The organism is uncultured Acetobacteroides sp., assembly GCF_963667355.2.
Lineage (GTDB): Bacteria > Bacteroidota > Bacteroidia > Bacteroidales > ZOR0009 > Acetobacteroides.
The window spans coordinates 1,451,868-1,477,993 of record NZ_OY763328.2; the positions used below are offsets into that span (position 1 = coordinate 1,451,868).

The 26,126-nt window shown below is 50.7% G+C and carries 21 protein-coding genes; 12 read left to right on the forward strand and 9 right to left on the reverse strand.

Going from position 1 to position 26,126, the window contains the following annotated elements; genetic code table 11:
* Nucleotides 1-921 precede the first annotated feature (921 nt).
* The 6 genes from ACHZA1_RS06020 (at nt 922) to ACHZA1_RS06045 (ending at nt 9,784) form a co-directional block, all read left to right on the forward strand.
* Nucleotides 922-1,614, forward strand: coding sequence for an OmpA family protein (locus ACHZA1_RS06020; RefSeq protein WP_320054327.1), 693 nt, complete (start codon nt 922-924; stop codon nt 1,612-1,614).
* 437 nt (nt 1,615-2,051) lie between these two features.
* Nucleotides 2,052-2,843 carry a DUF3658 domain-containing protein gene (locus ACHZA1_RS06025; protein ID WP_320054328.1) on the forward strand — a complete coding sequence of 264 codons (792 nt, stop codon included), beginning with the start codon at nt 2,052-2,054 and terminating at the stop codon, nt 2,841-2,843.
* A 415-nt stretch (nt 2,844-3,258) separates the two neighbouring features.
* Nucleotides 3,259-3,888 carry a TetR/AcrR family transcriptional regulator gene (locus ACHZA1_RS06030; RefSeq protein WP_320054329.1) on the forward strand — a complete coding sequence of 210 codons (630 nt, stop codon included), beginning with the start codon at nt 3,259-3,261 and terminating at the stop codon, nt 3,886-3,888.
* On the forward strand, nt 3,885-5,195 hold the full coding sequence (locus tag ACHZA1_RS06035; protein ID WP_320054330.1) for a TolC family protein: 1,311 nt from the start codon (nt 3,885-3,887) through the stop codon (nt 5,193-5,195). The genes ACHZA1_RS06030 and ACHZA1_RS06035 overlap by 4 nt, the downstream gene beginning before the upstream one ends.
* A gap of 23 nt (nt 5,196-5,218) precedes the next feature.
* Entirely contained in the window at nt 5,219-6,355 is a 1,137-nt protein-coding gene (locus tag ACHZA1_RS06040; RefSeq protein WP_320054331.1) for an efflux RND transporter periplasmic adaptor subunit, read from the forward strand.
* Nucleotides 6,356-6,370: 15 nt separating this feature from the next.
* Nucleotides 6,371-9,784, forward strand: coding sequence for an efflux RND transporter permease subunit (locus ACHZA1_RS06045; protein WP_320054332.1), 3,414 nt, complete (start codon nt 6,371-6,373; stop codon nt 9,782-9,784).
* 342 nt (nt 9,785-10,126) lie between these two features.
* Here ACHZA1_RS06045 and ACHZA1_RS06050 read toward each other — a convergent pair whose 3' ends face one another.
* Entirely contained in the window at nt 10,127-10,909 is a 783-nt protein-coding gene (locus ACHZA1_RS06050; protein ID WP_320054333.1) for a DUF6261 family protein, read from the reverse strand.
* Nucleotides 10,910-11,552: 643 nt separating this feature from the next.
* Between ACHZA1_RS06050 and ACHZA1_RS06055 the strand changes: the two genes are divergently transcribed.
* Nucleotides 11,553-11,882 carry a hypothetical protein gene (locus ACHZA1_RS06055; protein ID WP_320054334.1) on the forward strand — a complete coding sequence of 110 codons (330 nt, stop codon included), beginning with the start codon at nt 11,553-11,555 and terminating at the stop codon, nt 11,880-11,882.
* A 38-nt stretch (nt 11,883-11,920) separates the two neighbouring features.
* Here the strand turns inward: ACHZA1_RS06055 and ACHZA1_RS06060 are convergent, their stop codons facing one another.
* Nucleotides 11,921-12,073: a hypothetical protein gene (locus ACHZA1_RS06060; protein WP_320054335.1), complete on the reverse strand. Its 153-nt coding sequence runs from the start codon at nt 12,071-12,073 to the stop codon at nt 11,921-11,923.
* 309 nt (nt 12,074-12,382) lie between these two features.
* Between ACHZA1_RS06060 and ACHZA1_RS06065 the strand changes: the two genes are divergently transcribed.
* The 4 genes from ACHZA1_RS06065 (at nt 12,383) to ACHZA1_RS06080 (ending at nt 16,557) form a co-directional block, all read left to right on the forward strand.
* Entirely contained in the window at nt 12,383-13,684 is a 1,302-nt protein-coding gene (locus tag ACHZA1_RS06065) for an acetylxylan esterase (protein ID WP_320054336.1), read from the forward strand.
* A gap of 74 nt (nt 13,685-13,758) precedes the next feature.
* Nucleotides 13,759-14,934, forward strand: coding sequence for a sialidase family protein (locus ACHZA1_RS06070; RefSeq protein ID WP_320054337.1), 1,176 nt, complete (start codon nt 13,759-13,761; stop codon nt 14,932-14,934).
* 165 nt (nt 14,935-15,099) lie between these two features.
* Nucleotides 15,100-15,537 carry a hotdog domain-containing protein gene (locus ACHZA1_RS06075; RefSeq protein ID WP_320054338.1) on the forward strand — a complete coding sequence of 146 codons (438 nt, stop codon included), beginning with the start codon at nt 15,100-15,102 and terminating at the stop codon, nt 15,535-15,537.
* Nucleotides 15,538-15,633: 96 nt separating this feature from the next.
* The gene (locus tag ACHZA1_RS06080; protein WP_320054339.1) at nt 15,634-16,557 is read left to right on the forward strand and encodes a TerC family protein; all 924 of its coding nucleotides are present in this window, start codon (nt 15,634-15,636) and stop codon (nt 16,555-16,557) included.
* Between the two features lie 78 nt (nt 16,558-16,635).
* Here ACHZA1_RS06080 and ACHZA1_RS06085 read toward each other — a convergent pair whose 3' ends face one another.
* The 6 genes from ACHZA1_RS06085 to ACHZA1_RS06110 all read right to left on the reverse strand — a co-directional run bounded on the left by ACHZA1_RS06085 (nt 16,636) and on the right by ACHZA1_RS06110 (nt 21,572).
* Complete coding sequence (locus ACHZA1_RS06085) at nt 16,636-17,919, reverse strand: NAD(P)/FAD-dependent oxidoreductase (protein WP_320054340.1); 1,284 nt, start codon at nt 17,917-17,919, stop codon at nt 16,636-16,638.
* Nucleotides 17,920-18,057: 138 nt separating this feature from the next.
* Entirely contained in the window at nt 18,058-18,915 is an 858-nt protein-coding gene (locus ACHZA1_RS06090) for a hypothetical protein (protein WP_320054341.1), read from the reverse strand.
* A 4-nt stretch (nt 18,916-18,919) separates the two neighbouring features.
* Entirely contained in the window at nt 18,920-20,152 is a 1,233-nt protein-coding gene (locus ACHZA1_RS06095; protein ID WP_320054342.1) for a tetratricopeptide repeat protein, read from the reverse strand.
* A gap of 112 nt (nt 20,153-20,264) precedes the next feature.
* The gene (locus ACHZA1_RS06100) at nt 20,265-20,648 is read right to left on the reverse strand and encodes a hypothetical protein (protein WP_320054343.1); all 384 of its coding nucleotides are present in this window, start codon (nt 20,646-20,648) and stop codon (nt 20,265-20,267) included.
* A gap of 2 nt (nt 20,649-20,650) precedes the next feature.
* The gene (locus ACHZA1_RS06105) at nt 20,651-21,238 is read right to left on the reverse strand and encodes a sigma-70 family RNA polymerase sigma factor (protein WP_320054344.1); all 588 of its coding nucleotides are present in this window, start codon (nt 21,236-21,238) and stop codon (nt 20,651-20,653) included.
* Nucleotides 21,207-21,572 carry a DUF6249 domain-containing protein gene (locus tag ACHZA1_RS06110; RefSeq protein WP_320054345.1) on the reverse strand — a complete coding sequence of 122 codons (366 nt, stop codon included), beginning with the start codon at nt 21,570-21,572 and terminating at the stop codon, nt 21,207-21,209. Before ACHZA1_RS06110 ends, ACHZA1_RS06105 begins: the two co-directional genes overlap by 32 nt.
* Nucleotides 21,573-21,891: 319 nt before the next feature.
* Here ACHZA1_RS06110 and dgt point away from each other — a divergent pair, with 319 nt between their 5' ends.
* Nucleotides 21,892-23,223 carry a dGTP triphosphohydrolase gene (gene dgt / locus ACHZA1_RS06115; protein ID WP_320054346.1) on the forward strand — a complete coding sequence of 444 codons (1,332 nt, stop codon included), beginning with the start codon at nt 21,892-21,894 and terminating at the stop codon, nt 23,221-23,223.
* 480 nt (nt 23,224-23,703) lie between these two features.
* Here the strand turns inward: dgt and ACHZA1_RS06120 are convergent, their stop codons facing one another.
* Nucleotides 23,704-26,010, reverse strand: a complete 2,307-nt coding sequence (locus ACHZA1_RS06120) for an NADP-dependent malic enzyme (RefSeq protein WP_320054347.1) — start codon at nt 26,008-26,010, stop codon at nt 23,704-23,706.
* Between the last annotated feature and the right edge of the window lie 116 nt (nt 26,011-26,126).

The following is a 26,126-nucleotide window of genomic DNA, read 5'->3' on the forward strand; positions in this document are numbered from 1 at the left end:
CGACAACCCAATATTCCGACAACGGAACATGCCAAACTGGTAGTAATTAGCCACGCTAAGCTCCTATTGGTTCCGGTAATGTTCGATAAAGCACATCACGAGCTGCTCGCACACAGAGCTACTGCAACACTAATCAGCGCAAACCCGATAAAAGGACGAGAAACAGTCCTTGAAACAGGAAGATTCCACCGCAACCGAACGAGTTATTTCGTGCCAAAGATTTTCTACCTCTCTTAGCCCTTACAAATAGACTAAAAAAGAAGTAAGTTCATCCCCCAAAATCGCAATTATCTAGTAAGAACCTCTTGAAACAGGAATCTAGGTTTCAGATTATGCCTTCAAAATGCAATTCCGCCCAGCACATTTAGCAGTACCTCTTACTTTATTCCATGTATTCTGTCATTGTAGCTTCAAACCCGCTCATTGTAGTCGTCGAATTGGCCAATGCAGCCGTTGGAACCATGCATTGTAATCATCGAACTAGCCAATGTAATTGATGAGACACCTCATTGTAACCGTTGGAATATATCATTGTAATTGTGGAAATGGACAATGTAAGCGTTAGATCTACCCGTTGTAATAACTGAAAAATATAAGATTTCCGTTTTTACGATCATATTCTTGCGCAAACATCTACTAGAATGACATTGAATAATAACTTTGTATGTAAAAAAGCGAAAAATGCTACTATTTAGTTAAGATTCAAACATAACAGCACATCCAATTCAGAGCAAATACCAGCATCCATTAACCACGTAAAAGTGAAAGGGGTTAGAGATATACAAAGCAAATATTAACAAGATTAGCCCAAAAGCATTTCAGAGATTAGGTATCTTTGCATTAAGTACAACTTCAATGGCTCCCATTATTCAAAATTGATCTGAAAGATTGATTATTAACAACAAACTAAAATAACAACACATGAAAAATTTCAACGTACTAGCCGCAATGTTCTTAAGCGGCGCAATTCTACTGAGCAGCTGTGCAGGTACTAGCAATACAACTAAAGGTGGACTAATTGGTGGTGCAGGTGGTGCACTAATTGGAGCAGGTATTGGTGCTCTAGCGGGACATGGGAAAGGTGCTGCCATTGGTGCTGCCGTAGGTGGAGCTGTTGGTGCAGGCGCAGGCGTACTTATCGGTCGCAAGATGGATAAGCAAAAGGCAGAACTCGAAAAGATCCAAGGTGCACAGGTTGAATCGGTAAAAGATGCCAACAACCTCGACGCCATCAAGGTTACCTTCGATAGCGGTATTCTGTTTGCAACCGGGAAGAGCGCATTGAGCAGCAACTCTAAGACTGCTCTTACCAACTTTGCCAACTCTCTAAAGAGTACTCCAGAAACCGACGTTACCATTTACGGACATACAGATAATACTGGTAGCCGTCAGGTTAACGAAAGCCTTTCGATGAACCGTGCAAATGCAGTAGCCTCTTTCCTTAATGGACAAGGCGTTGCAATGAGCCGTATGACCACCATGGGTAAGGCATGGGACGAGCCTGTTGCCGATAACTCAACTGCCGAAGGCCGTGCAAAGAACCGCCGCGTAGAAATCTACATCACGGCTAACAAAAACATGATTAATCAGGCAGAACAGGGGAACTTGAAGTAAAAAGAAACCCTCTGATAGAACTAAAGGCAGGATGTTAATTCTGCCTTTTTTGTTGTCCTAACATATACAACCGCAGTAAGCACTCAGAGCCTAACAAAACCCGACAGCACTCCCAGCCACACACTCACTTTTCAGAAAGCAGCTAACGCCTAAAGAAGGCTTTTCTGAGCCCCAGAACCTCCCATACTTACTAATTTTCGCTACGAAACAATGTTATTAAGCAGTTTTACCCGTTTAAAGCACATAATTATCTAACAATATTGCATTTTAAAAAATATTTTTTACTTATTTGCAGCAGTCAAAAGGCTGAAGCTTACGGTACAGTTGTGTGTGTGGAGTACTGCAAGCATTATAGACCGCAACTCTTTCTTCTATTTGAATCACGTAGCGCAGGCATCTTGATGCCAATGCTACAAAATGACTTAAGCTTTAAAGGGATGAAAACAGTTCATGTAGTATTTGGGGATTCTGCGTTAAGCAGGCTGAGAACCTTCTTTAAGAAAGAAAGGCAAAACTCAACAGATGTAGTATTTTGTTTTAGAGACGACCTGTCAATTGGCCCCATAACAGCGTTGGAAACAAAGCAGGGGAATTCGAACAGGGTTAGCTATCTCAAGAACATTCATATTGAACGGAATGCTGATTCTGACACAAGATTCTGCCAATCGCATATCGGGATAGGCTCCATTAATTCTTTCAATTTTGGCAGTTACGATAGGGTTGTAATCTGGCACGGAAACAACATTCAGGAAAAAATGCTGCTATACCTTGCATGCACATTGCTACCCGAAGAAAATCTTTACGAAGCAGCCATTACCAATACGGTAAATCAGCATGGCTACACGCCAATTAAGCTCGCCGAATGCAGTTCCAACACCATATCGATGCTTCTTGAAAGCATTGCTCCTATCGACAGCAAGAAGAAAGCAGAGTATAAGCAGGAATGGATCAAATCTTCGCAATCCGACAAGCTGGTTCGCATCCTTAGCCAAGGTAAGATTGTTGAAGTTGACGAAAGCTACTACGACAGCTACATCCTTTCTGATTGTACAGAAGACTTTACCCCAGCATCTCAGATTGTTTGGAATGTAATGGGGAGTTGCGGGCAAAGCATTGCCGATACATTCCTTAAGTATCGCGTAAAAGGATTGGTTAAGAAGAACGAGCTCTGCTATAACGGAGAACTACTAGCATTATGCCATTTCGGAGGAGTAAGTATTGGACAGTAACACCCGAAAATACTCCTAATAAATACCATTGTAAAGCGTAGGCAATTGCCTACGCTTTTTTTATCGTCTAAACGACGTTAGCACAGAGGCTGCCTCATCCCCAAAATCAAACCATTCGTCCGACCGTTTCCTCCTCTCGTCGAAAATCCCTTCAGCTTATCAATCACAATGTCGATTTTTGTATCGATCAGAAGTACTATCGTCTTAACGTAACAGTCCATAAAGCATAGCCCATCGTGATGGCGTTCTTTACCTACTTTGACATTGCAGCCATGGCGAATGCTTTTGGAACAGCTTAACTTACGGCTAATTTCACAACTGATCGATGAAAGAAGAATAGCGAGGCGCTAAGGAACCTTACACCCCACCAGCCGCCATCCTGTTCCAACCAAACTGCAAACAGATATAACGCAAGATGAAATCGAGAAGATTCTACTACACCAGTAAAATTTCGGAAGTGTTCTTGGCGAATGGCATCAGCAGCTTAACCGTCGACATGATTGCCGAAAAGATTGGAGTAACCAAAAAGACCCTATACAACTACTTCGAGAGCAAGCAGGAGATGATAGAAAGCTTTTTAGACCACCTCGCCATTCGGCAGCAACGAGAGATTCATAGCCTTACCCAAAGGGGGCTTAATCCTATCGAACTAATGGTGCAGGTAACTAAATCGATCTACAACAGTTCGCTCTACTACCATAAGAAGTTTGAGCGCGAGGTATCCCCCCGCTACCAGGACTGCCTACAGAACGTCATCGCCAAGCGAAAGGACGAGCTGCAGGAGTTTCTTGAGTTCAACCTAAGCAAGGGTGTCAGCATGGGCTACCTCGAAAGCGATCTCGACGTAAACCTAGCTTGCAAATCCTTCCTCTTTGGCATGGAAAACCTCTTCTTCTCGCACTTCAGGTTTATCCCGCTCATAAAGGGCGAAACGGACATCGACCACATCCTCTACTACCAGCTAAAGGGAATGTGCACCCCACAAGGCTTAGTGCATCTAAGAAAGTCAGTAAATTTTAAAATAAACCTCTTACAACAAGCATGAAACAGGTAACCGTAGTACTCACATTGGCGCTAATGCTCGTAGCAGGGGGTGCTCTTGCGGCAGATAACGGTGCGGAGAAGAAGGTGCTAACCCTCGCTCAGGCCCAAGATGCTGCCATGCAGAACTCCCTTACGATAAAGGATGCCAACTACGATTTAGAGGCGGCCCAAAAGAAGATTTGGGAGACCACGGCCACAGGGCTACCTCAAGCCGACGCCAAGTACAACTTTACTTACAACCCCGGCTCCATAGCAACACTTCCGATGGGACCTAACGGCGAAGAGATTCCCATAATGCAGCGAACCACATCGAACCTCACCGCAACGGTGTCTCAGCTCATATTTAGCGGATCGTACATCGTGGGGTTAAAGGCCTCGAAAACCTACAGGGAGATCGTACAGCAGAGCCTAGAGAAAACGCAAATTGACGTACGCAGCGCAGTTGCTCAGTCGTACTACCTTATACTGCTTACCAACCAAACTGCCGAGGTGCTTAAGGGAAACCTAGGAAACCTGAATAAGCTGCTCGACGACTCGCAGAAGATGCTCGACAAGGGATTTGCCGAGGAAACCGATGTCGATCAGCTCCGCCTCTCGGTCAACGACCTCAAGCTCTCGCTCGAAAGCATCCTTAATCAGGAGAAGGTAGCGCGTCGCCTGCTCAACTTCCAGATCGGACTCGAACTCGAAACCAGCATAGAGCTTTCGGATAAGCTCGAGGACATCGTGCGCGGCATCAATCGTGAGAAAGTTATTCAAACGCCCTTCGTTTTAGATAGCAACATCGACTACCGAATGGCGCTTACCAACATAAAATCCACCAAGCTGCTGTATAACCTCGAGCAGGTTAATTACCTACCCACGGTAGCTGGTTTCTACCAGTACTACAAGGATTTTAAATCGACCGTATTCTCCTTCAATCCGCAGCAGATGCTTGGTTTAAGCGTTACCATCCCCATCTTCAGCAGCGGGCAGCGCTACTCTAAGGTTCAGCAGGCACGGCTGAAGATGAACAAGGCCGAGAATGCACGCGAGCAGGCAGCCCGCGCGCTTACCATGGAGTACCAGCAGGCCCGAGAAGACTTTAACACCGCTTGGGAGAAGTACCTCAACAGCAAGAGCAGCCAAAGCCTAGCGCAAAAGGTATTTAAGGATGTCACCATTAAGTACAACAACGGTATGGCATCGAGCATGGACCTAACGCAGGCCAACGACAAGCTGCTGCAAACGGTAAGCAACCTCTACAGCGTAGAGTTCGACCTACTGAAGGCAAAAATCCGCTTGGATAAGGTAACCAGCAATCTATAGAAATAAAAAACATCACACGAAACATGAAAACAGGTTTCATTACAGCAATAGCCCTTAGCATCGTTCTAGCAGGATGCTCTGGCAAGCCAACTGCCGAATCGATCCGTAAGGAGATATCCGACTTAAAGACCCAATCGTTCGAGATTGACAAGAAGATTACGGAGCTCGAAAAGCAGCTCGCCACCATGGGTACCAAGCAAGCGGGTGGGCTTATCCCCGTAGAGGTAAAAATGGTTAACCCCCAAAACTTCGACCACTACCTAGAGCTTAGCGCAACGGTTGAAGCCGAAAACGACGCAATGGTTAGCCCCGAAGCATCGGGACAAATTAAGCGCATCCTAGTAAAGAAGGGGCAGCACGTGAGTGCTGGAACACCTCTGATTAGGCTTACCACCGAGATTATGGATAACTCCATCATGGAGGTGAAGAACCAGCTTAGCCTAGCAAAGGATATCTACGAAAAGCAGAAGGCGCTATGGGATCAGAAGGTGGGATCGGAAATACAGTACCTCCAGGCCAAGAACAACAAGGAGGCGCTCGAGCGTAAGCTGGCCACCCTCAGGTCGCAGCTCAGCATGTCTACCGTAAAGGCAGCCTTCAGTGGCGTGGTAGACGACATCTACCAGAAGGAAGGCGAGCTGGCCATGCCTGGTCAACCCGTTCTGCACCTGGTTAACCCATCGGCCATCAAGATTAAGGCTGAGGCCTCCGAGAGCTTCATCGGCACCATCAAGAAGGGGCAAATGGTGGATGTGCAGTTCCCATCTAACCCCGACCTTAAGCTGAAGCTGCCCGTAACCCGCGTTGGTAACGTGGTGGACATGCAAAGCCGCACATTCCCCATAGAGGTAACCTACAGCATTGCCAACAACGGAACGAAGATACTCCCCAACCAAATGGCAACGCTAATCCTTAAGGACTTTAGCGACCCTAAAGCATTTGTGGTGCCATCACTCATCGTAAAGAACGACGAAAAGGGTCAGTTCCTATTTGTTGCGCAGGATACACCTAAGGGACCTGTTGCCAAGAAGGTGTACGTCAAGGCTGGCTTAACCTATCAGGATAACTCTACCATAACAAGCGGTCTTAAGACTGGCGACAAGGTTATCATTGCCGGATTTAACCAGGTAAGCTCGGGTAGCCCGCTAAGTGTAAAATAATATAACGGCAGCATCATGTCTGAACACATTGAACGAGAAATAAAGCGGAGCTTCGGTCCAACCAACTGGGCTCTGAAAAACAAGATAACGGTATTCCTGGCAACGATTATGATATCGGTGTTCGGAATCTTCACCTACACCAACCTTCCCAAGGAGCTTTTCCCCGAGATAACGGTTCCCACCATCATGGTGCAAACCATCTACCCAGGAAACTCGCCCGTGGATATCGAGAACCTGATTACCCGCCATCTGGAGAAGGAAATTGAATCAGTAAAGGGGGTAAAGAAGCTAACCTCCACCTCCTACCAGGATGTATCGATGGTGATTGTGGAATTTAACACCAACGTCGACCTGAAGGACGCCAAGCAGAACGTAAAAGACGCCGTTGATAGGGCCAAGAGCGACCTGCCCAACGACCTCGATCAGGACCCCGTGGTTAACGACATCGACTTCTCGGAGATTCCGATCATCAACGTCAACCTCTCGGGCGACTTTAGCCTCGAGGAGCTGAAGAAATACGCCGACTACCTGCAAGACCAGTTTGAGGCGCTACCCCAGATCTCGAAGGCAAACATTCAAGGTATCGAAGATCGAGAGATTAAGGTTAACGTCGACCTGGCCAAGCTTGAGTCGTACAACCTTTCGTTTAACGATATCGAGGGAGCCATTGCTGGCGAAAACCTTTCGGTATCGGGTGGCGAGATCAAGTTGGGCGCAACGCAGCGCTCGGTACGCATCGATGGCGAGTTTAAGTCTATTGCCGACATCGAGAATATCATTGTTAAGCGCGACAACAACAAGAGCGTTTACCTGAAGGACGTGGCCGAGGTTAAGGATGGCTTCGCCGAGGCAAAAACCATTGCCCGCCTAAACCACAACCCCGTGCTCTCCATTCAGGTGGTAAAGAAGAGCGGGCAGAACCTGCTCGAAGCAGTAGACCACATCAACGCGGAACTAAAGAAGGCACAGCAGAACAACATGATTCCCCAAAATCTGGTGGTTACCCTTACCAACGACCAGAGCGACGCCATTAAGATGCAGATTGAGGATCTACAGAACAACATGCTGCTGGGTATTATTCTGGTGCTGCTGGTGCTCTACTACTTCCTGGGTACGCGCAACGCCATGTTTGTGGCCAGCGCCATTCCGCTCTCCATCCTCATCACCTTTGCCACGATGAAGTTCCTAGGCTTCACCATTAACATGATGACGCTCTTCTCGCTCATCCTTGCCCTAGGTATGCTGGTGGACGACTCCATTGTGGTGGTCGAAAACATCTACCGATTTGTGGACAACGGCTACAAGCCCTTCGAGGCAGCCAAGAAGGCTACCGGAGAGATTGCCATACCGGTTATCACCACCACCATGACCACGCTGGCGGCATTCCTTCCGCTCATGTTCTGGCAGGGTATTATGGGCGAGTTCATGAAGCAGCTCCCCATCACGCTGATTATCGTTATGACCGCCTCGCTATTCGTTGCGCTGGTAATTGTTCCCGTATTTGCCGCTACCTACATCAGGCTCGACAAGTACGAAGACTTTACGGCCAAGCGAAAGGCCATCCTTAAGCGAGCGCTAATTATGCTGGGCGTTTCGGTGCTCTTCTACGTGGTTGGCTGGTACACCATCGCCAACATCATCGTGATTATTGCCATCGTCATGCTGCTTAACATCTACGTCTTCCATAAGTTGCAAAAGTGGTTTATGTCCGAAGGGCTAGATAAGCTGGAGAACGGCTACAAGCGCGCCATTAGCTTTGCGCTAAAGGGCAAGCACCCTCGCAAATTCTTCCTAGCCACCATTGGGCTATTCTTCTTCGCCCTCATTCTATTTGGCATCCGACAGCCCAACGTGCTGTTCTTCCCCGAGAGCGACCCCAACTACCTCTCGATTATTGCCGAACTGCCTGCGGGTTCCGATGTATCGGCCACCAACACGGCCCTAAAGCGCATCGAGAGCGACCTAGACAGCATCCTGAAGCCGAACAAGCAGGTGGTGGAGTCGATGCTTACCACCGTGGGCAAGGTGGTCCGCGACAACGAATTTGTGGGTACCGAGCAGCCCAACAAGGGGATGATTACCGTATCGTTCGTTAAGTATATCGACAGAAATGGGGTTGACACCCGAAAGCTCCAGCGCCAAATAGCCAACAACCTGGTGGGAAAATACCCCGGCATCATCGTTAGCGTGGAGAAGGAGTCGAACGGGCCACCCGTGGGGCACCCCATCAACATCGAGATTGCTGGCGAGGACTTCAACCGCCTGATATCGCTCTCCGACTCGCTCATCGGGTTTGTCAACTCCAAGCGCCTAGAGGGTATCGAGGGGCTGAAGATGAACATCGACATCGGCAAGCCCGAACTGCTGGTGAAGATCGACAGGGACAAGGCCCGCCGCTTTGGCCTCTCCACCGGGCAGGTGGCCATGGCCATCCGCACCGCGCTCTACGGCAAGGAGGCATCGAAGATGAAGGTGGGCGAGGATGACTACCCCATCCAGATACGCCTGATGGATAAGTACCGCTACAACCTCTCGTCGCTGCTCAACCAGAAGATTGCCGTGCACGACAACAACAAGGTGCTGATGATTCCCCTCTCGTCCGTGGCCACGTTCGAGAACGACAATACCTACATGTCGGTGAACCGCCTCGACCGCAAGCGCGTGATTACCGTTTGGAGCAACGTGATTGAGGGCTACAACGCCAACGCCATCAACGACCAGCTGCGCACCATCCTGCCCAACTTTAAGCTGCCCGAGGGCTACACCATCGCCCAAACCGGCGAGCAGGAGGAGCAGGCCGAGTCGATGAGCTTCCTGGCCTGGGCGCTGCTGGTGGCCTGCGCGCTCATCTACATCATCATGGTAACCGAGTTTAACTCCACGCTGCTGCCGTTCATCATCATGTCCACCGTTATCTTCTCCTTCATCGGGGTGATTGGCGGGCTGGCCACGTTCAAGATGGACTTCATCGTCATCATGACGGGGATCGGCATCGTTTCGCTGGCCGGTATTGTGGTGAAGAACGGGATTGTGATGATCGACTATATCGAGCTGCTGAAGCTGCGCAAAACCCACGAGCTGGGGCTCGAGTCGCCGTTCGAGCTTCCCCGCGATGTTGCCCGCGAGTGCGTGGAGGAGGCCGGAAAAACCCGCCTCCGTCCGGTAATCCTTACCGCCATATGTACCATACTGGGGCTGGTGCCCATGGCCATCGGCATCAACATCGACTTTGTGGGGATGATTACCCACTTCGACCCGAACATCTACTTCGGCGGCGATATCGTTTCGATGTGGAAGCCCATCTCGTGGTCCATCATCTTTGGGCTATCGTTTGCCACCTTCCTCACGCTGATCATCGTTCCGGTAACCTACACGCTGGTTATCGACATGCAGATCCGCTTCCGGAAGCGCTTCCACAAGCAGAAATAGTAATTGACCAGTAATTTTGATAAGTACAGACCCAAGGGCCTTTTGCGCAAGCAGGAGGCCCTTGCCTTTTGCGGGGCGGCGCTAGTCTACTCCCCTGTTCGGCTGACGCTCCTACCCATAGCCGTCAAGGTAATAAAAATTAGTGCTCTAGCAGTAGTGCATGATTGAAACTGGCTATCCCCTCCTTGGAGGGGGAAGGGGGTGGGTTGGCTCGTTTTTAAATCAATATTTCTCGCTTCACTCGCGTTCTTAACCCACCCCTACCCCTCCCGTGGAGGGGATAACGTGCTGCTATTGGGCGTTTGTCCTTTTGAATTCAAGCTTAGCCTACACCGCTACGGCCTACTCCTCCTCCCCTGCCGTCTCGGGCTCCTCGGCCTCGCCGCTACCCTCCTGTTCTTCCTGACGCTTCTGGCGGTTCTTCTTGCGGGTTTCGCGGGCCTTAAGCAGCTCGGCGAAGGACTTGCTGTGCCCGTTGATGAGGCCAATGGCGCTGTCGATCTCGGGCGAGGTGCCCGCAACGGCGTTCACAAAGTCCAGCACCCTAGCCAGGGCGTGGTTGAGCGACGCGTTGGCCTCGGAGCTCAAAACAGGGTGTGCTAGGGTATACTCGCGGCGGAGCTGCTCGTTCTCCTCGAAGCGGAGGTTGAGGGCGGCAAGGTGGTCTACCAGGTCGCGTCCATCGAGCAGGTCTACGGCTTGGCCGAGCTCGGGGCGCTCCTTGATGTCGTTTAGCAACTGTACAATGGAGTTGGTCTCAGCCGCAAGCGACTCGTCCTGCATCTCCCAGCCCCGGTGGCGCACGGCCTCCTCGAGCCGAATACCCGCCCATCGGCGGGCCTCGTCGTGGCGGTAGCGAGCCACCCGTATCAGCCCCTTGATGGCCCGTATCGTATCGTCGCGTTCCCGGTCGAGCTGCCGCGCCGCCTCGGTGAGCAACTTGCTGCTCTTGCCCAGCGTAGCGTTGCTGTGCACGCTAATGGCGCCCCGAAGGCTCTCCACCAGCAGCGCTGGGATGAGGTTCTGCCCCTGCAGCTCCCCCACGATCTCCAGGATGATGGCGGCAAAGGCGCTCCGCTCCTTAACGTGGAGCCGAGCAAGGCTTAATGGCTGAATCTGCTTCATGGTCCGAAGGTTTTAAGGTAGGTTTACGCGCTTAATTTACAACTTTTTCGGGCAGATGCCTTGTGCAGCGCACATTTTTTGCCGTCTCCCGCCTACATGCCATCTGCGCTGCACAATCCACCGCTGCTTTTACCGCAACTCCTTCTGCGCTGCGCAAGGCATAGCGGCTTTTGGCAGCATACCTTCTGCGCTGCACAATCTCACCCAAATATTTTCTTGGTAGCTACTGCATTGCAGATGAAGCCGCACCATTTGGTGAGCAAGAATATGCAGCGCACAGCTTATCGCGTCTAAAGTCAAGCTGGCTTCTTCAGCGCACATGATGCCGAAGGAATTCTCGCGGTTGCTTCTGCGCTGCTAATTCTACCGAGGCATTTGGCAGCACACCTTCTGCGCTGCACATTCTACCGAGGCAATTGGCGAAGCGGCTTCTGCGGAAGCAATAGGCTCCGCTGGGCAAGGACGAGGGGTTCATTGCCGTCGCGCGCGCCCAAAATTCTAAAAGATAAACGCCCAATAGCAGCACGCTATCCTCCCGCCTAGGCAAGAGGGCTACGACAGCGAGCAATCGGCACCAAAAGCTGCGCTGAGGCCTTGAATGTTTCGCCCAAATACCCTATAATTATGTCCAAAACACGTAGCCATGAGCATGAGCCTTAGCGATGAAGAAATCAACCAGATATGCATGTACATGCGGATCGTCGATTTCATGAGGGATAATCAGGAGATGGTAGAGTCTAACCCCGAAATGGTGGAGCTTGTTGCCCAGCTAAACACCTGCGTGGGCAAGATTATGGATGTGCTTACCGACGAGGAAAAGGACGAGCTGCTGGAGGAGCATCGGTTTCAGCTCGAGGAGATACGGAATCCGCAGGACGACGATGAAGACTACGACGACGAAGAGGAGGACGAAGACTACGACGAGGAAGAGGACTTCGAAGAGGAAGTTGATGATGAGGGCAAGAACGAGTAACCGCATCGCCTAGGGGGCTGCACGGCACGGCATCGCCGCTACCGAATGGCAAGAACCATCCCTACAGCAGGTGTACCATCCGTGATATGCTGATGCCTGCCCACCTGCAGCAGCAGGTAGAGGATGAGCAAAATAACCACCACCGCCACAGCCAACAGCTGCAGCAGCTCCACTTTTGTCTTACTATTCATGTTTCTGTTTGTTGTTCGAAAGGGGAATCCCCGCCACCAGCCCTCTGGTGGCACTTCAGCCTTAGCCGGCAAAGGTAAGCAATCTTTGCGGTAATGCGGCTACCGATTGGCGGCACTCCTTAAGTTCGGTCCTCCCGTCTGGCGAAGGTAGAACCCCATAGCCGCCAGGCGAGGTAGGTGTCGGAGTGCAAGGCGCATCCTTTTCGCAGAACATATCGATAAGTTTATATCTTCGCTGTCACAAGACAGCCACCTTCGGATACGCCGGAGGCAACAAGAAGGCCACCCCTAACCTAAAACGTAGCAACCATGAGAAGAGCATTCCTACTGATCTGCTATTTAGCTGCCGCTATAGCCACCGCGGCGCAAAACTATCCCTACCAAGACAACGTCTTATGGGTAACAACTCCCAGCAATACGCAATGGCTGTACCAGCTAAACGAGGAGGCAAAGGTTACCGTATCACTCTACGAGTATGGCATCCAGAAGAGCGACATCGAAGTCTCCTACAGCATTGGTCCCGAGCTCATGCCCCCCGAAAGAACAGGAACTGCAGTACTAAAGAATGGACAAGCGGTAATATCGATGGGAACCATGCATCAGCCGGGCTTTAAGGATTGCCAGCTTAAGGTAATCCTCAACGGCGAGGTGTATACACACCACATCAAGGTTGGATTCCAGCCCGACCAGCTCCTCCCCTACACGCAGCTTCCTTCCGACTTCGTTGCCTTTTGGGAAAAGGCAAAAGCGGAGGCCGCCCGATGCCCCATAGAGGTAACCAAGGTGCCCGTTCCTGCGTACTCGAGCAGCAAGGTAGACTGCTACCTGGTAAAGCTGCAGGCCTACCAAAAGGGGCAGTACGTGTACGGCTACCTTACGCTGCCCAAGCAACCGGGCAAGTACCCCGTCGTCTTCTCGCCACCAGGCGCCGGCATTAAGCCTATGAATCCAACAAAGGACATCTTCTACGCCGAAAACGGCTGCATCCGCTTCGACATGGAGATCCATGGCATACGGCCCGACTTAGACGAGGCAACCTACCAGGAAATCAGCCAAGCCTTTGGCAAGGGCAATAACAGCTACCTCGTTAACGGGCTGGAGAATCGAAACTCCTACTACATGAAAAAGGTTTACCTATCGTGCATACGCGCGATCGACTACCTAACCTCCCTTCCCGAATGGGACGGAAAGAATGTAATAGCGCAAGGAGGAAGCCAAGGTGGTGCCTTAGCCCTAGTAGCCACCGCGCTCGACAAAAGAATAACCGCCTGCGCTGCAAGCCATCCGGCATTAAGCGATATGGCGGGCTACAAGGCCAACAGGGCGGACGGTTATCCTCATCTGCTTACCAGCTTTCAGGGAATGGACACCCCAGAAAAGCTTAAAACCCTAGAGTACTACGATGTGGTTAACTTCGCAAAGCAGATCACCGTCCCCGTATTTATGACTTGGGGGTACAACGATAATGTTTGCCCTCCAACCACCAGCTACATTGTATACAATGTGCTAAGCTGTAAAAAGGAAGCGCTGATTACGCCTGTTACTGAGCATTGGATATCGCAGACCACCCGCCATCATATCCTAGATTGGATAAAGGGCCAGCTTCGCTAACAATCAGGATCGAAATATCAGGTAGCCATAAGAAAAGAAGCCCCGTACCAAGCACCATAATTCACCAGCAAGCCATGAACCTATCTCAAAGAGCAGCGCTGCTGCTCCCCCTCCTCCTTTTAGCGGCAACGCTGCACGGACAATCGGGCGATGCTCCATTTTCGGTTAACCCGCTCTTTAGCTTCAGCCAACCCGAAACGCTAGGGCTACCGGCTGCCCAAGGGATGGAGACGATCACCATATTCGCGCCAAAGAAGGGCGATAATAAGTACAACCACGGCGTGGTGCTATTCCCCTTTCGGGGAATGCTGTACGCGCAATGGCAAAGCTCCTCGGTCGACGAGGACGGAGAAGACACCCACGTGTTTTACAGCCGAAGCCCCAACGGAAAGGATTGGGAGAAGCCAACAGCCCTCACCGCGAAATGGGCCCAAGGAATAAAAACAAACGGCGGCTGGTGGAGCGATGGGCACACCCTTGTGGCGTACATCTGCGTGTGGCCCATGCGTAGCAACGGAGTTAAGGAGGGCTATACCGAGTTTATCACCACCACCGATGGCGCCAGATGGTCCTCACCCAAACCTGTAGAAAACGCCGCAGGGCTGCCCGTATGCGGGGTTATCGAGCAGGATGTGCATGCCCTACCCAACGGCCGACTTATTACCGCATTCCACATGCAACCCGGCCTAACCGCCACCCCCTTTTATACCGACGATCCGCTTGGCATTACAGGATGGACGGCAGGTGCAATGAAAAACATGCCCACAACCGCAAAAGGTATAAGCAGGGAAATAGAGCCTAGCTGGTTCCTCCGAAAGGATAGAGCAGCGGTGATGATCTTCCGCGATCAAGAGGGCAGCTTCAGGAAGCTCGCCGCCGTTAGCAAGGACAATGGGGCAACCTGGACCACCCCCACCATTATCGACACCCCCGACTCAAGAGCCAAGCAGAGTGCGGGCAACCTCCCCAACGGCATTGCCTTTATGGTAAACAATCCCTCGGGAAACAAGAACCGCTTTCCGCTGGTAGTAACCCTAAGCAAGGATGGCTTCCTCTTCGACAAGGCCTACCTGCTGCGAAGCGGAGGCAAAGACCTCCAGCCCCTAAGGTTCAGCGGGAAGTATAAGCGCCCAGGCTACAGCTACCCCAAGAGCGTTGTCTGGGGTGGGTACCTCTACGTATCGTACGCCACCAACAAGGAGGATGTGGAGTTAACCCGAATTCCCATCGAAAGTTTGCAGGAGTGGTAGCGGCTGCGTAGCACCATCTCCATTGAAGGTAATGCTAGACCATTGCCCGAGCAACGTAAGGAGGAGCAAACCGTGTTGTTTATCATGTTTTATGATGTTAAATAGCAGGCGGAAGGAATAGGAATGGGGTACCTTTACGGCATCATTTCAAACATTTTTTGAGCTATGGAAATTAGGAAAACCGCCCCCCTCGAGGCTTACACCACCCGCCTGGTAAAGAGCGAAGACCTTAACCACCACGGAACCCTTTTTGCCGGTCGCACCGCCGAATGGTTCGTTGAGTCGGGCTTCATCGCTGCTGCAATGCTCGTAGATCCCAAGTCGATAGTATGCCTAAAGATTCACGGCATGTACTTTACCAAGCCGGTAAAACCTGGCGAGATCATCAAGTTCAGGTCGAAGATAGTATGCACCGGAAACTCCAGCATGGTTGCCCACATTTCCGTTTCCAAAAAAGACGGTAATCCATTCGTTAGCGGGTTCATTACCTTTATCCATGTCGACGAGAACACCCGTGCGGCCAAGCACTTTATCGAGATCGTTCCAGCCACCGACGAGGATAAGCAGCTATACCAGGAGGCTAAGGCGCTTAATAAAAAATAGGAGGGGCAATTCCTGTATTTGAATATCTTTGCGGCGGCGGCTCTAGGGCTGATTTCTCGTGCGAGAGCCGCTTAACCGTAACGATTATTTAGATAGATGGAAAAAGAAGTACTGATGTGGGGAGGTTTTCTCCTATTTGTAATATTTATGCTAGCGCTCGACTTGGGCGTATTTCACCGCAAGCAGCATACGGTTAAGGTTAGGGAGGCGCTAATCTGGAGTGGGGTGTGGATATCCCTCGCCCTGATCTTTAACGTTGGCATATACTACACCTTGGGGCCGCAGAAGGCGCTCGAATTCCTTACCGGCTACGTTGTCGAAAAGTCGCTGAGCATCGACAACCTCTTCGTGTTCATCCTGCTGTTCGGCTTCTTCAAGGTAGAATCGAAGATGCAGCACAGGGTGCTGTTCTGGGGCGTGCTAGGCGCCATTGGGCTACGCGCCATCTTTATTTTTGCAGGCGTAGCGCTCATCAACCAGTTCCATTGGATCATCTACATCTTTGGAGCATTCCTGGTGTATACCGGCATAAAGATGCTGTTCGAGGATGACGACAACGAGGTACATCCCGAGAAAAACCCGATCGTAAAATGGGTTAAGCGCATCTACCCCGTAGCATCAAACGACGAAAAGGGAAGCTTCTTCAGGCGTATCGACAGAAAGTTGCACATCACGCCACTTTTCATCGTGCTGCTGCTTATCGAGGTTTCCGACCTCATCTTTGCCGTCGATTCAATCCCTGCAATTCTTTCGATATCCCACGATACCTACATCGTTTTTACCTCCAACATTTTTGCCATCATGGGGCTTCGCTCTCTCTACTTTGCCGTGTCGGAGGTTATGGGTCTGTTCCGCTACCTGAAGTATGGGCTAGCCGCCATCCTTTCGTTTGTTGGGGTGAAGATGTGCATTTCGAGCATATACGAGATACCGATCAGCGTTTCCCTACTCTTTATTCTAGCGACAATTATCATTTCGATACTTCTATCGAAGCTGATTCCGGCAAAAGAGGAAGCGTAAGGTACGCTTATAAAGAATACAGAATAGGCAGCATCGTAGAGGTGCTGCCTATTTTGCTATATGCGTGCGGTAGCTCTTTTAGAGCTTCTTGATCTTTCGTGCCGGACGAATCATAAGCCCAAGTGGCCGATCGTAGTTAATATAGTTGATGATCCAATCTGTAAGCGTAATAAGCTTATTTCTGAACCCCACCAGCGACATGATGTGAACAAACATCCACACAAACCAGGCAAAAGCGCCTTGGAAGTGGAGTACAGGTAAATCCACAACCGCCTTACGTCGCCCAATGGTTGCCATTACGCCCTTGTTATGGTAGGAGAAGGGCATTGGAGCCTCATTTCGCTGCATATTTAGTAGATTACGGGCAAGCAGTTTGCCCTGCTGAATGGCCATGGCCACCTGTGCGAGCATAGCTTCGCCTCGAGGATTCTCCTCGGTAATGCAAGCCGCCACATCGCCAATGGCGTAGGCATCTTTTACGCCTATGATGCGGTTAAAATCATCAACCAGGATGCGCTTATTAGGAAGTACAGATGCCTCGGGTAGCCCATCGAAGGGGGCTCCTTTTACGCCTGCCGTCCATATCACCGTTTTAGTTTCTATTAAGCTGCCATCCTCCGTTACAACATTTACACCATCGTAGTCTTTTACACGCGCACCAACTCTTACGATAATCCCAAGCTTCTCGAGGTATTCTAAGGTTTTGCTTGAAGCCTTCTCTGACATGGATGCAAGCAGGCGAGGTGCTGCTTCGTAGAGGTATATGCGCATTCTGGCAAAATCAAGTTCAGGAAAGTCTTTCGGGAGCACGTACTTTCGCATCTCGGCAAGCGCACCTGCCAACTCAACCCCTGCAGGACCTCCCCCTATGATTACTACATTAATTGGCTGTGGTTCGCCCTTTAAGTCTGCTTTATTGGCAGCCCTTTCGATGTTTTGAATAATGGTGCTTCGCATATCCAAAGCATCGGGTATAGACTTTAGCGATAGAAGATTTTCTTTTTGAGGCTCGAAGTTAAAGTAGTTGGTGGCGCTTCCGGTTGCAATTACCAGCGAGTCGTAGTGGATCGCCCCGATAGAGGTAGAAAGAAACTTACTTTCGGTGTGAATCTCGGTAACCTCGGCAATTCTAAACCTGACATTTCGTGCCTTTCGGAAGATTCGTCGTATTGGGAAAGCAATGCTATCGGGTCCCAACCCTCCAGTTGCCACCTGATACATCAGTGGTTGAAAGTTGTGATAGTTGTTCCTATCCAGAATGGTAACATCAAGTGGTGTGTTGGCAAGTTTTCTAGCAAGCTCAATTCCACCAAATCCAGCGCCAACAATAACGACTGTATGCTTATTTCCATTGCCTTTCATGGCCTTGATATTTCGTGTTTGCAGAGTAACAATGGCGACAAGAAAAGTTCAGAGTCGCCGCGTTAAAGTAGGCTTCAATCCGCTAAGAACGAGAAGCGCCTCTTTTTCAAGAGGCGCCTCGTATAATTTCTGGTTGATCTAGTACATATCGTTGTCGAGCGATGCGCCAAACTTGCGGTAGCGGTAGGCCATATTCTCGTAGAGTACGCCATTGCCATCGTAGTACTTGCGCTGCGACACTCTGCCAGAGTAGTAGATAATCTCCTCCTTGCCGAGCAGTTTGCCGTTAGCATCGAACCTTGAGGTAAGCTGCAACTTGCCATCCTTGTTGTAAGTGTAGGCATACAGGGTAAAGTCCTTCGACTTATCTGCTTTTACCAACTTCACAGCCTTCTTGGCGATTCGTCCAACAGAGTCGTAGGTGTAGGTGGTTTGGCGGTTCAATACCGAATCGGCATCAAGGGCAACCTTCATCGAGGCTTTCATTTTAACCTCGTTGCCCTTCTCATCGAAGGAGAAGGATTGGGTGGCAATCTTTTTGCCCTTGGCGTCTACCACTTTTATGCTACTTACCCAGCCGTTACCTCCTCGCGAAAGTAAATCTCGCCGAACTAGCACAGTATCATTTCCGCTAAGCTGATAGTGCTCACGCTCGGTTAAAAGTCTATTCTGGTACCTGTAGAGAATCCTTCTATCCAACTTTTGGGCGACATAGCGCTCAAAACGGGTAAGATTCTTGTCCCTATCGTAGAAGAACCAGCGATAGTTGTTAATGGCAAGATTGGGCTGCTCCATGTCTAAATCGCGCGAAACATGCCAAAGCGTATCTGCCCACTTCAGGTTGATGATGTCGAACTCGTTGGTAGGTTGCCCATCCTTTATGTGGATGCGCGATTGGGTGATGGTGTAGAGCGTATCGCGCTTAGCCTTTTTGGCTTGACCGAAGGCAATGGTGCATACCACCAGAAGAATTAGGGTTAGGGTTGTTCTTTTCATCATCTTAGATTTTACCGCAGTAGATAATCTTCATCTCCTTGGCAGCGGCATAACCCATCTTGATTGCGGCATCGAAATCGCTGCAAGCACCCTTCGTATCGCTGACATTTACGCGCGAGATACCGCGGTTATAGTAGGCTTCTGGCTGCTTAGGATCGAGCTTAAGGGTGGCGTTGTAGTCAACAATTGCCTCCTTGTGCATTCCTAAAATGCCTTTGCTAACTGCGCGGTTGTAGTATGCGCTGGTGTATTTAGGGTTAAGCTTAATGGTTGCATCGAAGTCGGCAATTGAGCCCTTGTAATCGCCCGACATTGCCTTAGCGGTACCACGGCTATAGATAGCCTTTAGGAATTTGGGGTTATACTTAATGGCTTGACTAAGATCGGCAATCGAACCTTTAAAGTTATTTTGGTAAAGGTACTCCATGCCACGGCTGTAATAAACCTCGCTATACTTAGGATTAAGCTTGATCGCCTTAGAGTAGTTCTCCATTGCCTTTGCAAGCCCCTTAGAGTTGGAGTAAGCTAATCCAAGTTCGTAGAACACCTGCGCATCGGTGCTGTTGATTGCTACGGCTTTGCTTAAGTCGGCGATGGCACCCTTGTAGTCTTTTAACCCATTCTTAAACAGCCCACGTTGCTTGTATGCTTCGAAGCTTTCCTTGCCGCTTCCTAGGAACTTGTCGTAATCGCTTACGGCGCTCTTAAAGTCGTTAACGTTCATAAGCGAGTTGGCACGGCTGTAGTAGGCTTCGAGGTTCGTACCATCTAGCTGAATAGACTTGGTGTAATCGGCAATGGCACCGGTAAAGTCGTGCTTTGTGGCTTTGATTAAGCCTCGGTTGAAGAATGCCTTTGAGTTGAGCGAATCGAGCTTAATTGATTTGTTTACGCTGGTAAGCGCATCATCAGCCTTGCCCAACCTGCGCTGCGCACCTCCGAGGTTTGCCCAGTAAGCTGCTGCTGCATCATCTTTTTCGGTTGCCTTAAGAAAATCGGCAAGCGCTTCGGCATCTTTTTTAAGTGCCTCGTAGGCTAAACCACGTGCATTGTAGTATTGAGCCTTACCGCTCCATGCGATGGAGGAGGTGTAGCCGTCAATAGCCAACTCGTACTTCTTTTGCTTGAAAAGAGCCTCCGCTTTTTCGAACTTGCTTTCAGCAATTCGTGGCTTTACAATAAAAAAGGCAATTAGGAGTACTGCAACCACTCCTATTCCAATAATAAATTTCTTCATCTTCGGTAGCTATCTAAAGTTTGGAATAACCCGTAAAATTAGCAGCCCAAAGTAAGCATATTCCTCTAATACATAAAAGGGAAAAACAACCTACACCTCACTTTTTGCAGCCCTAAATGGAGAAGAATGCTCCACCCCTAGAGTTCTCGTGGTGTTCGTGCTTTACGAACCACTTAATAAGCACAATGTCGATAAAACTAAATGCGAGTATGCCCAACGATACGAATATGATGGTCTCCTGTGTTAGAACTTTGTCGAGGCCAACCACCTGAAGTATCGCACTTACCTGCTTGTAAACCGATTCGAGGCTTACCGTAAGGGCAATGAGTGGGAATAACACCGCCATCCAGATTATTGCAGTTGGAATTTCGACCTGCTGCTTCTGCTTTATCTGTGCCTTTGCCAGCTCCTTCATTACCTTACTGGTGAAGTTGGATGATGGCTGTTCGATGCCGCTGGAGAGTATGTCGCGTAGGAATTTGTCGTCGTTTAGCATGGCTATAGAAGCGTTTTTGTTTCGTTATGTAGTATTTTTTCGAGCTCTTCGTGCAGCTTTTTCCGCGCTCGGTAGAGCCGAACCTTGACGTTGGAGTCGGAATAACCGGTTATCTGCGAGATCTCCTCAAGCGATTTCCCATCGTAGTAGAAGAGAATAAGCATCAAGCTGTCGTCGCTATTGAGCTGCTGCATGGCCTGGTTCAGGTACCGCTTCCGATCGTCCTGTTCGAGCGTGCTAAAGGCTTTAGCCTGCTGCTCGAACGATTCGGTGGCTACCGTTTCCTGCTTGTATTCCATTTCGCGCTTCTTCTCACGAGTCCGCGAAATAGCCGTGTTGTATGCAATGCGGTAGAGCCACGACGAAAAACCGCTATCCATCCTGAAAAGATTGAGCTTGGTAAAAGCCTTCACGAAAGACTCCTGCGCAACCTCCTCGGCTTCATCTTTATCCTTTAACACCTTAAGGGCAATAGTATACACCATCCCTTTGTAGCGGTTGATGAGTTCAGCCACTGCAGGGGAGTAGTTCTCCTTTGCCCTTTGTACAAGGATAAGGTCAGAAGTCTCTTCCAGGCTGGTTACGCTCATTTTTAATGTAGATAAGGTAGAAGATAACCAGTCCTAGTCCACCAAAAAGAAGAATAAACGCGAAGTAAACCGCAACAGGGTTCAGCGTTGTAGTTGCCGATACGATTGCTGCAACAATTAGCCCAACCGCAATTCCTATCAAGAACAACCCGTTCTTTAGCGCGGAATACTTCGATATCTTCCGGCTTTGATAGATTTCCTCAGCGGTTGCCCCTTTCTCAATAAGCGCCATTCGTTCTCTATTCCGCGTCACTATTGCGAAGTAGATGACTCCAAATGCGAATGCATTGCCAAACACAATCGCAAATATTGGAATTAATGCTCCAATGTCCATGATTAAAAATTTTTGGTTGTTTACACGATAGACGCGTGGCGTATAATTCGGTTACAACTTTTTCTGTTAATTCGGCAATAAATGTACGAATAATGCGGCTCGACAGCATGCCGCAGCGGCATTAAGTTGGGGCGGATGGCTATCTTTGCCATGCAAGAGTGAGAGGGAGTAGTGAATGGGGAGTTATTCTGAAGTTAAACAGAAGGATTAGGTAATATACCATGTTGTCATTTACCCACCCCTACCCCTTCTAAGGCCACCATTTTCTACGACTAAGCCTTGATTCTTGCGCCTTGATTCTTGATAAAAAAATGTACCCATGTGGAATAAGCTCATCAGCGGGATACGCACCGGAAAGGAAACCAGCACATCTACCACTACGCCTACCATTGGGCGTTCGCACTTTCAGCGCGACTACGATCGTTTGATCTTTTCGTCGGCATTCCGTAGGATGCAGAATAAGACGCAGGTGTTTCCGCTGCCTGGAGCGGTATTCGTGCACAACCGCCTCACGCACTCGCTGGAGGTGGCCTCGGTGGGGCGCACCCTTGGCTCGATGGTGGCCGACGAGCTGCTGAACCTCTACCCAAGCCTACCCCAGCTGGCCGAGATACCCCACATCGTAGCGGCGGCCTGCCTGGCGCACGATATGGGCAACCCGCCCTTTGGGCATGCGGGCGAAGCCATCATATCGGAATACTTTAGGGATAATTGCGAATACCTCTACAACCAGGAGAAGTTGACCAAGGGCGAGTGGAACGACTTGATCTTCTTCGACGGTAACGCCAACGCGCTACGCCTACTCACGGCCCAGCTCAATGGGCGTAGGGCTGGCGGGTTTGGGCTAAGCTACTCCACGCTGGCCTCCATCATCAAGTACCCCTACGAGTCGACGCTGGCCACCAAGAATAAGTTCGGCTTCTTCCAGTCCGAAAAGGAGCTGGTGCGCCGCATGGCTGATGCCTTGGGGATGCACGTTACCGGCGACGATCCGCTTCACATCGCCCGCTACCCGCTCACCTACCTGGTGGAGGCCGCCGACGACATCTGCTACCTGCTGATGGACCTGGAGGATGCCCACAAGCTCGGCATCCTATCCAGCCGAGAGGTGTTCGACCTCCTTCTTCCCCTCGCCTCCGACGAGCAGAGCAGCGCCGAGCTCCACGACAACCTCAACATCGTTACCGACCCCAACGAGCGCATCGCCTACCTGAGGGCGGTGGGCATCAGCAAGCTGATACAGGGTTGCGCATCGGCCTACATGGATAATATCGTTAAGATTGAGCGGGGAGAGGCCGTGCTGCCCCTCGTTAAGCTGCTGCCCAAGACCTACCTCGATGCCGCCGAGCGCATCACCCAGCTATCCATTCAAAAGATCTACAAGCACCACACCGTTGTGGAGATCGAGATTGCAGGCCACCGCATCCTGTCGACGCTGTGCCACGAGTACACCGAGGCGATGCTGCACCCCAAGCGGATGCTCTCGCAGAAGCTCATCTCGCGCATCCCCGAACAGTACCACAACAGCGCCGCCACCCCCTACGAGCAGCTGATGACCGTGGTGGACTTCATCTCGGGGATGACCGACGTGTACGCCCTCGAGCTCTACCGTAACATCACCGGAATATCCATCCCCGGCATCGTGCGCTAAGGCATCCCGCAAGGATCGCTCATGCAAAGTCTATATGCGTAAAGCCTAACAGATTTTGGAAACCTGCTAGATTTTCATGTAGCAGGATGCCGCTGCTATGCTGATGAAACGCCCAACAGAGCATCAGCAAGGGGTTGTACCATGTACAAATTGCTCACCCGAACTCCGACGAAGCCTTTGTACTATATACAAAGCACCCAACGGAACTTCGGTGATGGGTTTGTACCATATACAAAGCGGCCAACGGAACTCCGGTGGAGGGTTTGTACCATATACAAATGGCCCAACGGAACTCCGGCGGAGGGTTTGTACCATATACAAATGGCCCAACGGAACTCCGGCGGAAGGTTTGTACCATGTACAAAGCGGCCAACGGAACTCCGGCGACGGATTTGTACCATGTACAAAGACTTCAGCTAAAACCAAAAAAGCCCATCCGGCGCTGTGCCAGATGGGCCTTCTATTTTGGTAGAATCGATGCTAGATGGCAGGGTCGATGGTGAGTGACTCGGAACGATCGGTGCGCTGGGCGTCAACGGCGGCAATGGTGGCCATGTTCACGATTTCGCGCACGCTGCTGTCGAGCGGTACTACGTGGATGGACTTGGGCATTCCAAGGAGTACCGGGCCAATAACCTCGAAGCTGGCTAAGTCCTGCATAAGCTTGTAGCCAATATTGCTGGCCGAGAAGTTGGGGAATACCAGCACGTTTACCTCCAGATCCCTTAGCTTCGTAAAGGGATACTGCGCCATCCGTTTTTGGGCATTCAGGGCAAAGCGTACCTGCATCTCACCATCCACCTCAATTTCGGGGTAGTGGGCGTGTAGCAAACGAGTAGCCTCGTGAACAACCGAAGGTTCTCCCTCGGCTACCGACCCGAAGTTGGAGTTGGAGAGAAGCGCAATGCGAGGCTCAATGCCATACGAGCGCACCTCGTCGGCCACCAAAAGGGTGGTGTTCACCAGATCCGAAGCGTTTGGATTGGGGTTTATCGAACTCGAATCGGCAAAGAAGACAGGGCCGCGCTTGGTCATTACAATGTACAACCCGGCTAGGCGGCTGCCCATATTGTTCATCCCGTAGTACTCGAGCGCGGGCTCGATGGTGTAGGAGTAGCGCTTGGCGTATCCCGAGATAAAGGCATCGGCATCGCCAGCCTCCACCATCATGGTACCAAAGTAGTCGCGCGTGTACATGTGCTCTACCGCTTCGGAATAGATCACCCCGCTACGCTCGAGCTTGCGGTGGTACATCTCGGCGTACTTCTCGCGGCGGCAGCGCTCCTCCTCGCCAAAGAACTCGACAATCTCGACGCCCTGAAGGTCTAGGTTATTCTCCTTGATCGTTTGGATGATCTTCTCCCTACTGCCAAGAAGAATAGGAATGCCAATCTTATCATTAAGCACATTTTGAGCCGCGCGAAGGATGTTGATGTTGCCCCCTTCGGCGAATACGATTCGCTTAAGGTTGCTCTTGGCCTTGTTGCGAAGCGTGCGGGCAAGGCGGTTATCGTGACCCATGCGACGCTCGAGGTCGAACACGTAGGCATCCCAATCATCAATGGTTTTACGCGCCACCCCCGACTCTATAGCTGCCTTAGCAACGGCCACCGATATGGTGGAGATAAGCCGTGGATCGAGCGGCTTGGGGATGAGGTACTCGGGCCCGTATACGATCTTGTTGTTGTTGTAGGCAATGGATACCACATCGGGAACTGGCTCCTTGGCCAAAGCGGCAAGCGCCCTAACGGCGGCTACCTTCATTGCCTCGTTGATGCTGGTGGCACGCACATCGAGAGCGCCACGGAAGATGTAGGGGAAGCCCAGCACGTTGTTTACCTGGTTGGGATAGTCGGAACGCCCCGTGGCAAAGATGATGTCGGGGCGCGATGCCATGGCCAGCTCGTAGCTAATTTCGGGATTGGGGTTGGCTAGGGCAAAGACGATGGGTTTCGATGCCATCTTGCGGATCATATCTGGGGTAAGCACGTCGGCTGCCGATAGGCCGAGGAATATGTCGGCACCGCCTAGCGCATCCTCCAGCGTTTCGATGCTACGATCGGTAGCGAAGAAGGCTTTTGCGCCAGAAAGGTTCTTGCGGGTAGTGCGGATAACGCCCTTGCTGTCGCACATCACGATGTTCTCCTTCTTTACGCCCAGCGCAATGTAGAGCTTCGTGCAGGCCACCGCCGAGGCGCCAGCACCGTTTACCACCAGCTGAACCTCACCGATCTTCTTGCCCACGATATCCAGCGCGTTGAGCAGCGCCGCCGACGAGATGATGGCCGTGCCGTGCTGGTCGTCGTGCATTACGGGGATGTCGAGCTCATTCTTCAGTCGCTCCTCTATCTCAAAGCACTCGGGCGCCTTAATATCCTCGAGGTTAATTCCGCCAAAGGTGGGGGCAATAGCCTTAACCGCCTCCACAAACTTGTCGACATCGGGTTGGTCTACCTCAATGTCGAAGACATCGATATCGGCAAATATTTTAAAGAGCAGCCCCTTGCCCTCCATTACCGGCTTGCCGGCCAGCGCGCCAATGTTGCCCAAGCCGAGTACGGCCGTACCGTTGGATATTACGGCCACCAAGTTTCCCTTAGCGGTATACCGGTAGGCATCTTCGGGGTTTCCCTCTATAGCCAAGCAGGGTGCTGCCACTCCGGGCGAGTAGGCCAGCGCCAGATCGTGCTGCGTGCTATACGGTTTAGTAGGAACAACTTCTATCTTACCTGGCTTACCCTGCTCGTGGTAGCTCAGAGCTTCATCGTCTAGCTTACTTGAAGACATATCGCTTATTGTTTAGTTCGAGATTATCGTTAACCCAAAGTTATTGTTAAAACCAAAGCAAATCCCCGATGTGCGCCACCTGTATCGTAAATAGGATTAATTTCGCACCTAACTAA

What these genes read in the sequence shown, in the direction of transcription:
- ACHZA1_RS06050 (WP_320054333.1), bottom strand. Translation starts at nt 10,909, where the DNA reads ATGAAGCAGATTCAGCCATTAAGCCTTGCTCGGCTCCACGTTAAGGAG.
- ACHZA1_RS06055 (WP_320054334.1), top strand. Translation starts at nt 11,553, where the DNA reads ATGAGCATGAGCCTTAGCGATGAAGAAATCAACCAGATATGCATGTAC.
- ACHZA1_RS06075 (WP_320054338.1), top strand. Translation starts at nt 15,100, where the DNA reads ATGGAAATTAGGAAAACCGCCCCCCTCGAGGCTTACACCACCCGCCTG.
- ACHZA1_RS06090 (WP_320054341.1), bottom strand. Translation starts at nt 18,915, where the DNA reads ATGAAAAGAACAACCCTAACCCTAATTCTTCTGGTGGTATGCACCATT.
- ACHZA1_RS06035 (WP_320054330.1), top strand. Translation starts at nt 3,885, where the DNA reads ATGAAACAGGTAACCGTAGTACTCACATTGGCGCTAATGCTCGTAGCA.
- ACHZA1_RS06100 (WP_320054343.1), bottom strand. Translation starts at nt 20,648, where the DNA reads ATGCTAAACGACGACAAATTCCTACGCGACATACTCTCCAGCGGCATC.
- ACHZA1_RS06025 (WP_320054328.1), top strand. Translation starts at nt 2,052, where the DNA reads ATGAAAACAGTTCATGTAGTATTTGGGGATTCTGCGTTAAGCAGGCTG.
- ACHZA1_RS06080 (WP_320054339.1), top strand. Translation starts at nt 15,634, where the DNA reads ATGGAAAAAGAAGTACTGATGTGGGGAGGTTTTCTCCTATTTGTAATA.
- dgt (WP_320054346.1), top strand. Translation starts at nt 21,892, where the DNA reads ATGTGGAATAAGCTCATCAGCGGGATACGCACCGGAAAGGAAACCAGC.
- ACHZA1_RS06120 (WP_320054347.1), bottom strand. Translation starts at nt 26,010, where the DNA reads ATGTCTTCAAGTAAGCTAGACGATGAAGCTCTGAGCTACCACGAGCAG.
- ACHZA1_RS06040 (WP_320054331.1), top strand. Translation starts at nt 5,219, where the DNA reads ATGAAAACAGGTTTCATTACAGCAATAGCCCTTAGCATCGTTCTAGCA.
- ACHZA1_RS06085 (WP_320054340.1), bottom strand. Translation starts at nt 17,919, where the DNA reads ATGAAAGGCAATGGAAATAAGCATACAGTCGTTATTGTTGGCGCTGGA.
- ACHZA1_RS06030 (WP_320054329.1), top strand. Translation starts at nt 3,259, where the DNA reads ATGAAATCGAGAAGATTCTACTACACCAGTAAAATTTCGGAAGTGTTC.
- ACHZA1_RS06105 (WP_320054344.1), bottom strand. Translation starts at nt 21,238, where the DNA reads ATGAGCGTAACCAGCCTGGAAGAGACTTCTGACCTTATCCTTGTACAA.
- ACHZA1_RS06070 (WP_320054337.1), top strand. Translation starts at nt 13,759, where the DNA reads ATGAACCTATCTCAAAGAGCAGCGCTGCTGCTCCCCCTCCTCCTTTTA.
- ACHZA1_RS06065 (WP_320054336.1), top strand. Translation starts at nt 12,383, where the DNA reads ATGAGAAGAGCATTCCTACTGATCTGCTATTTAGCTGCCGCTATAGCC.
- ACHZA1_RS06045 (WP_320054332.1), top strand. Translation starts at nt 6,371, where the DNA reads ATGTCTGAACACATTGAACGAGAAATAAAGCGGAGCTTCGGTCCAACC.
- ACHZA1_RS06110 (WP_320054345.1), bottom strand. Translation starts at nt 21,572, where the DNA reads ATGGACATTGGAGCATTAATTCCAATATTTGCGATTGTGTTTGGCAAT.
- ACHZA1_RS06060 (WP_320054335.1), bottom strand. Translation starts at nt 12,073, where the DNA reads ATGAATAGTAAGACAAAAGTGGAGCTGCTGCAGCTGTTGGCTGTGGCG.
- ACHZA1_RS06095 (WP_320054342.1), bottom strand. Translation starts at nt 20,152, where the DNA reads ATGAAGAAATTTATTATTGGAATAGGAGTGGTTGCAGTACTCCTAATT.
- ACHZA1_RS06020 (WP_320054327.1), top strand. Translation starts at nt 922, where the DNA reads ATGAAAAATTTCAACGTACTAGCCGCAATGTTCTTAAGCGGCGCAATT.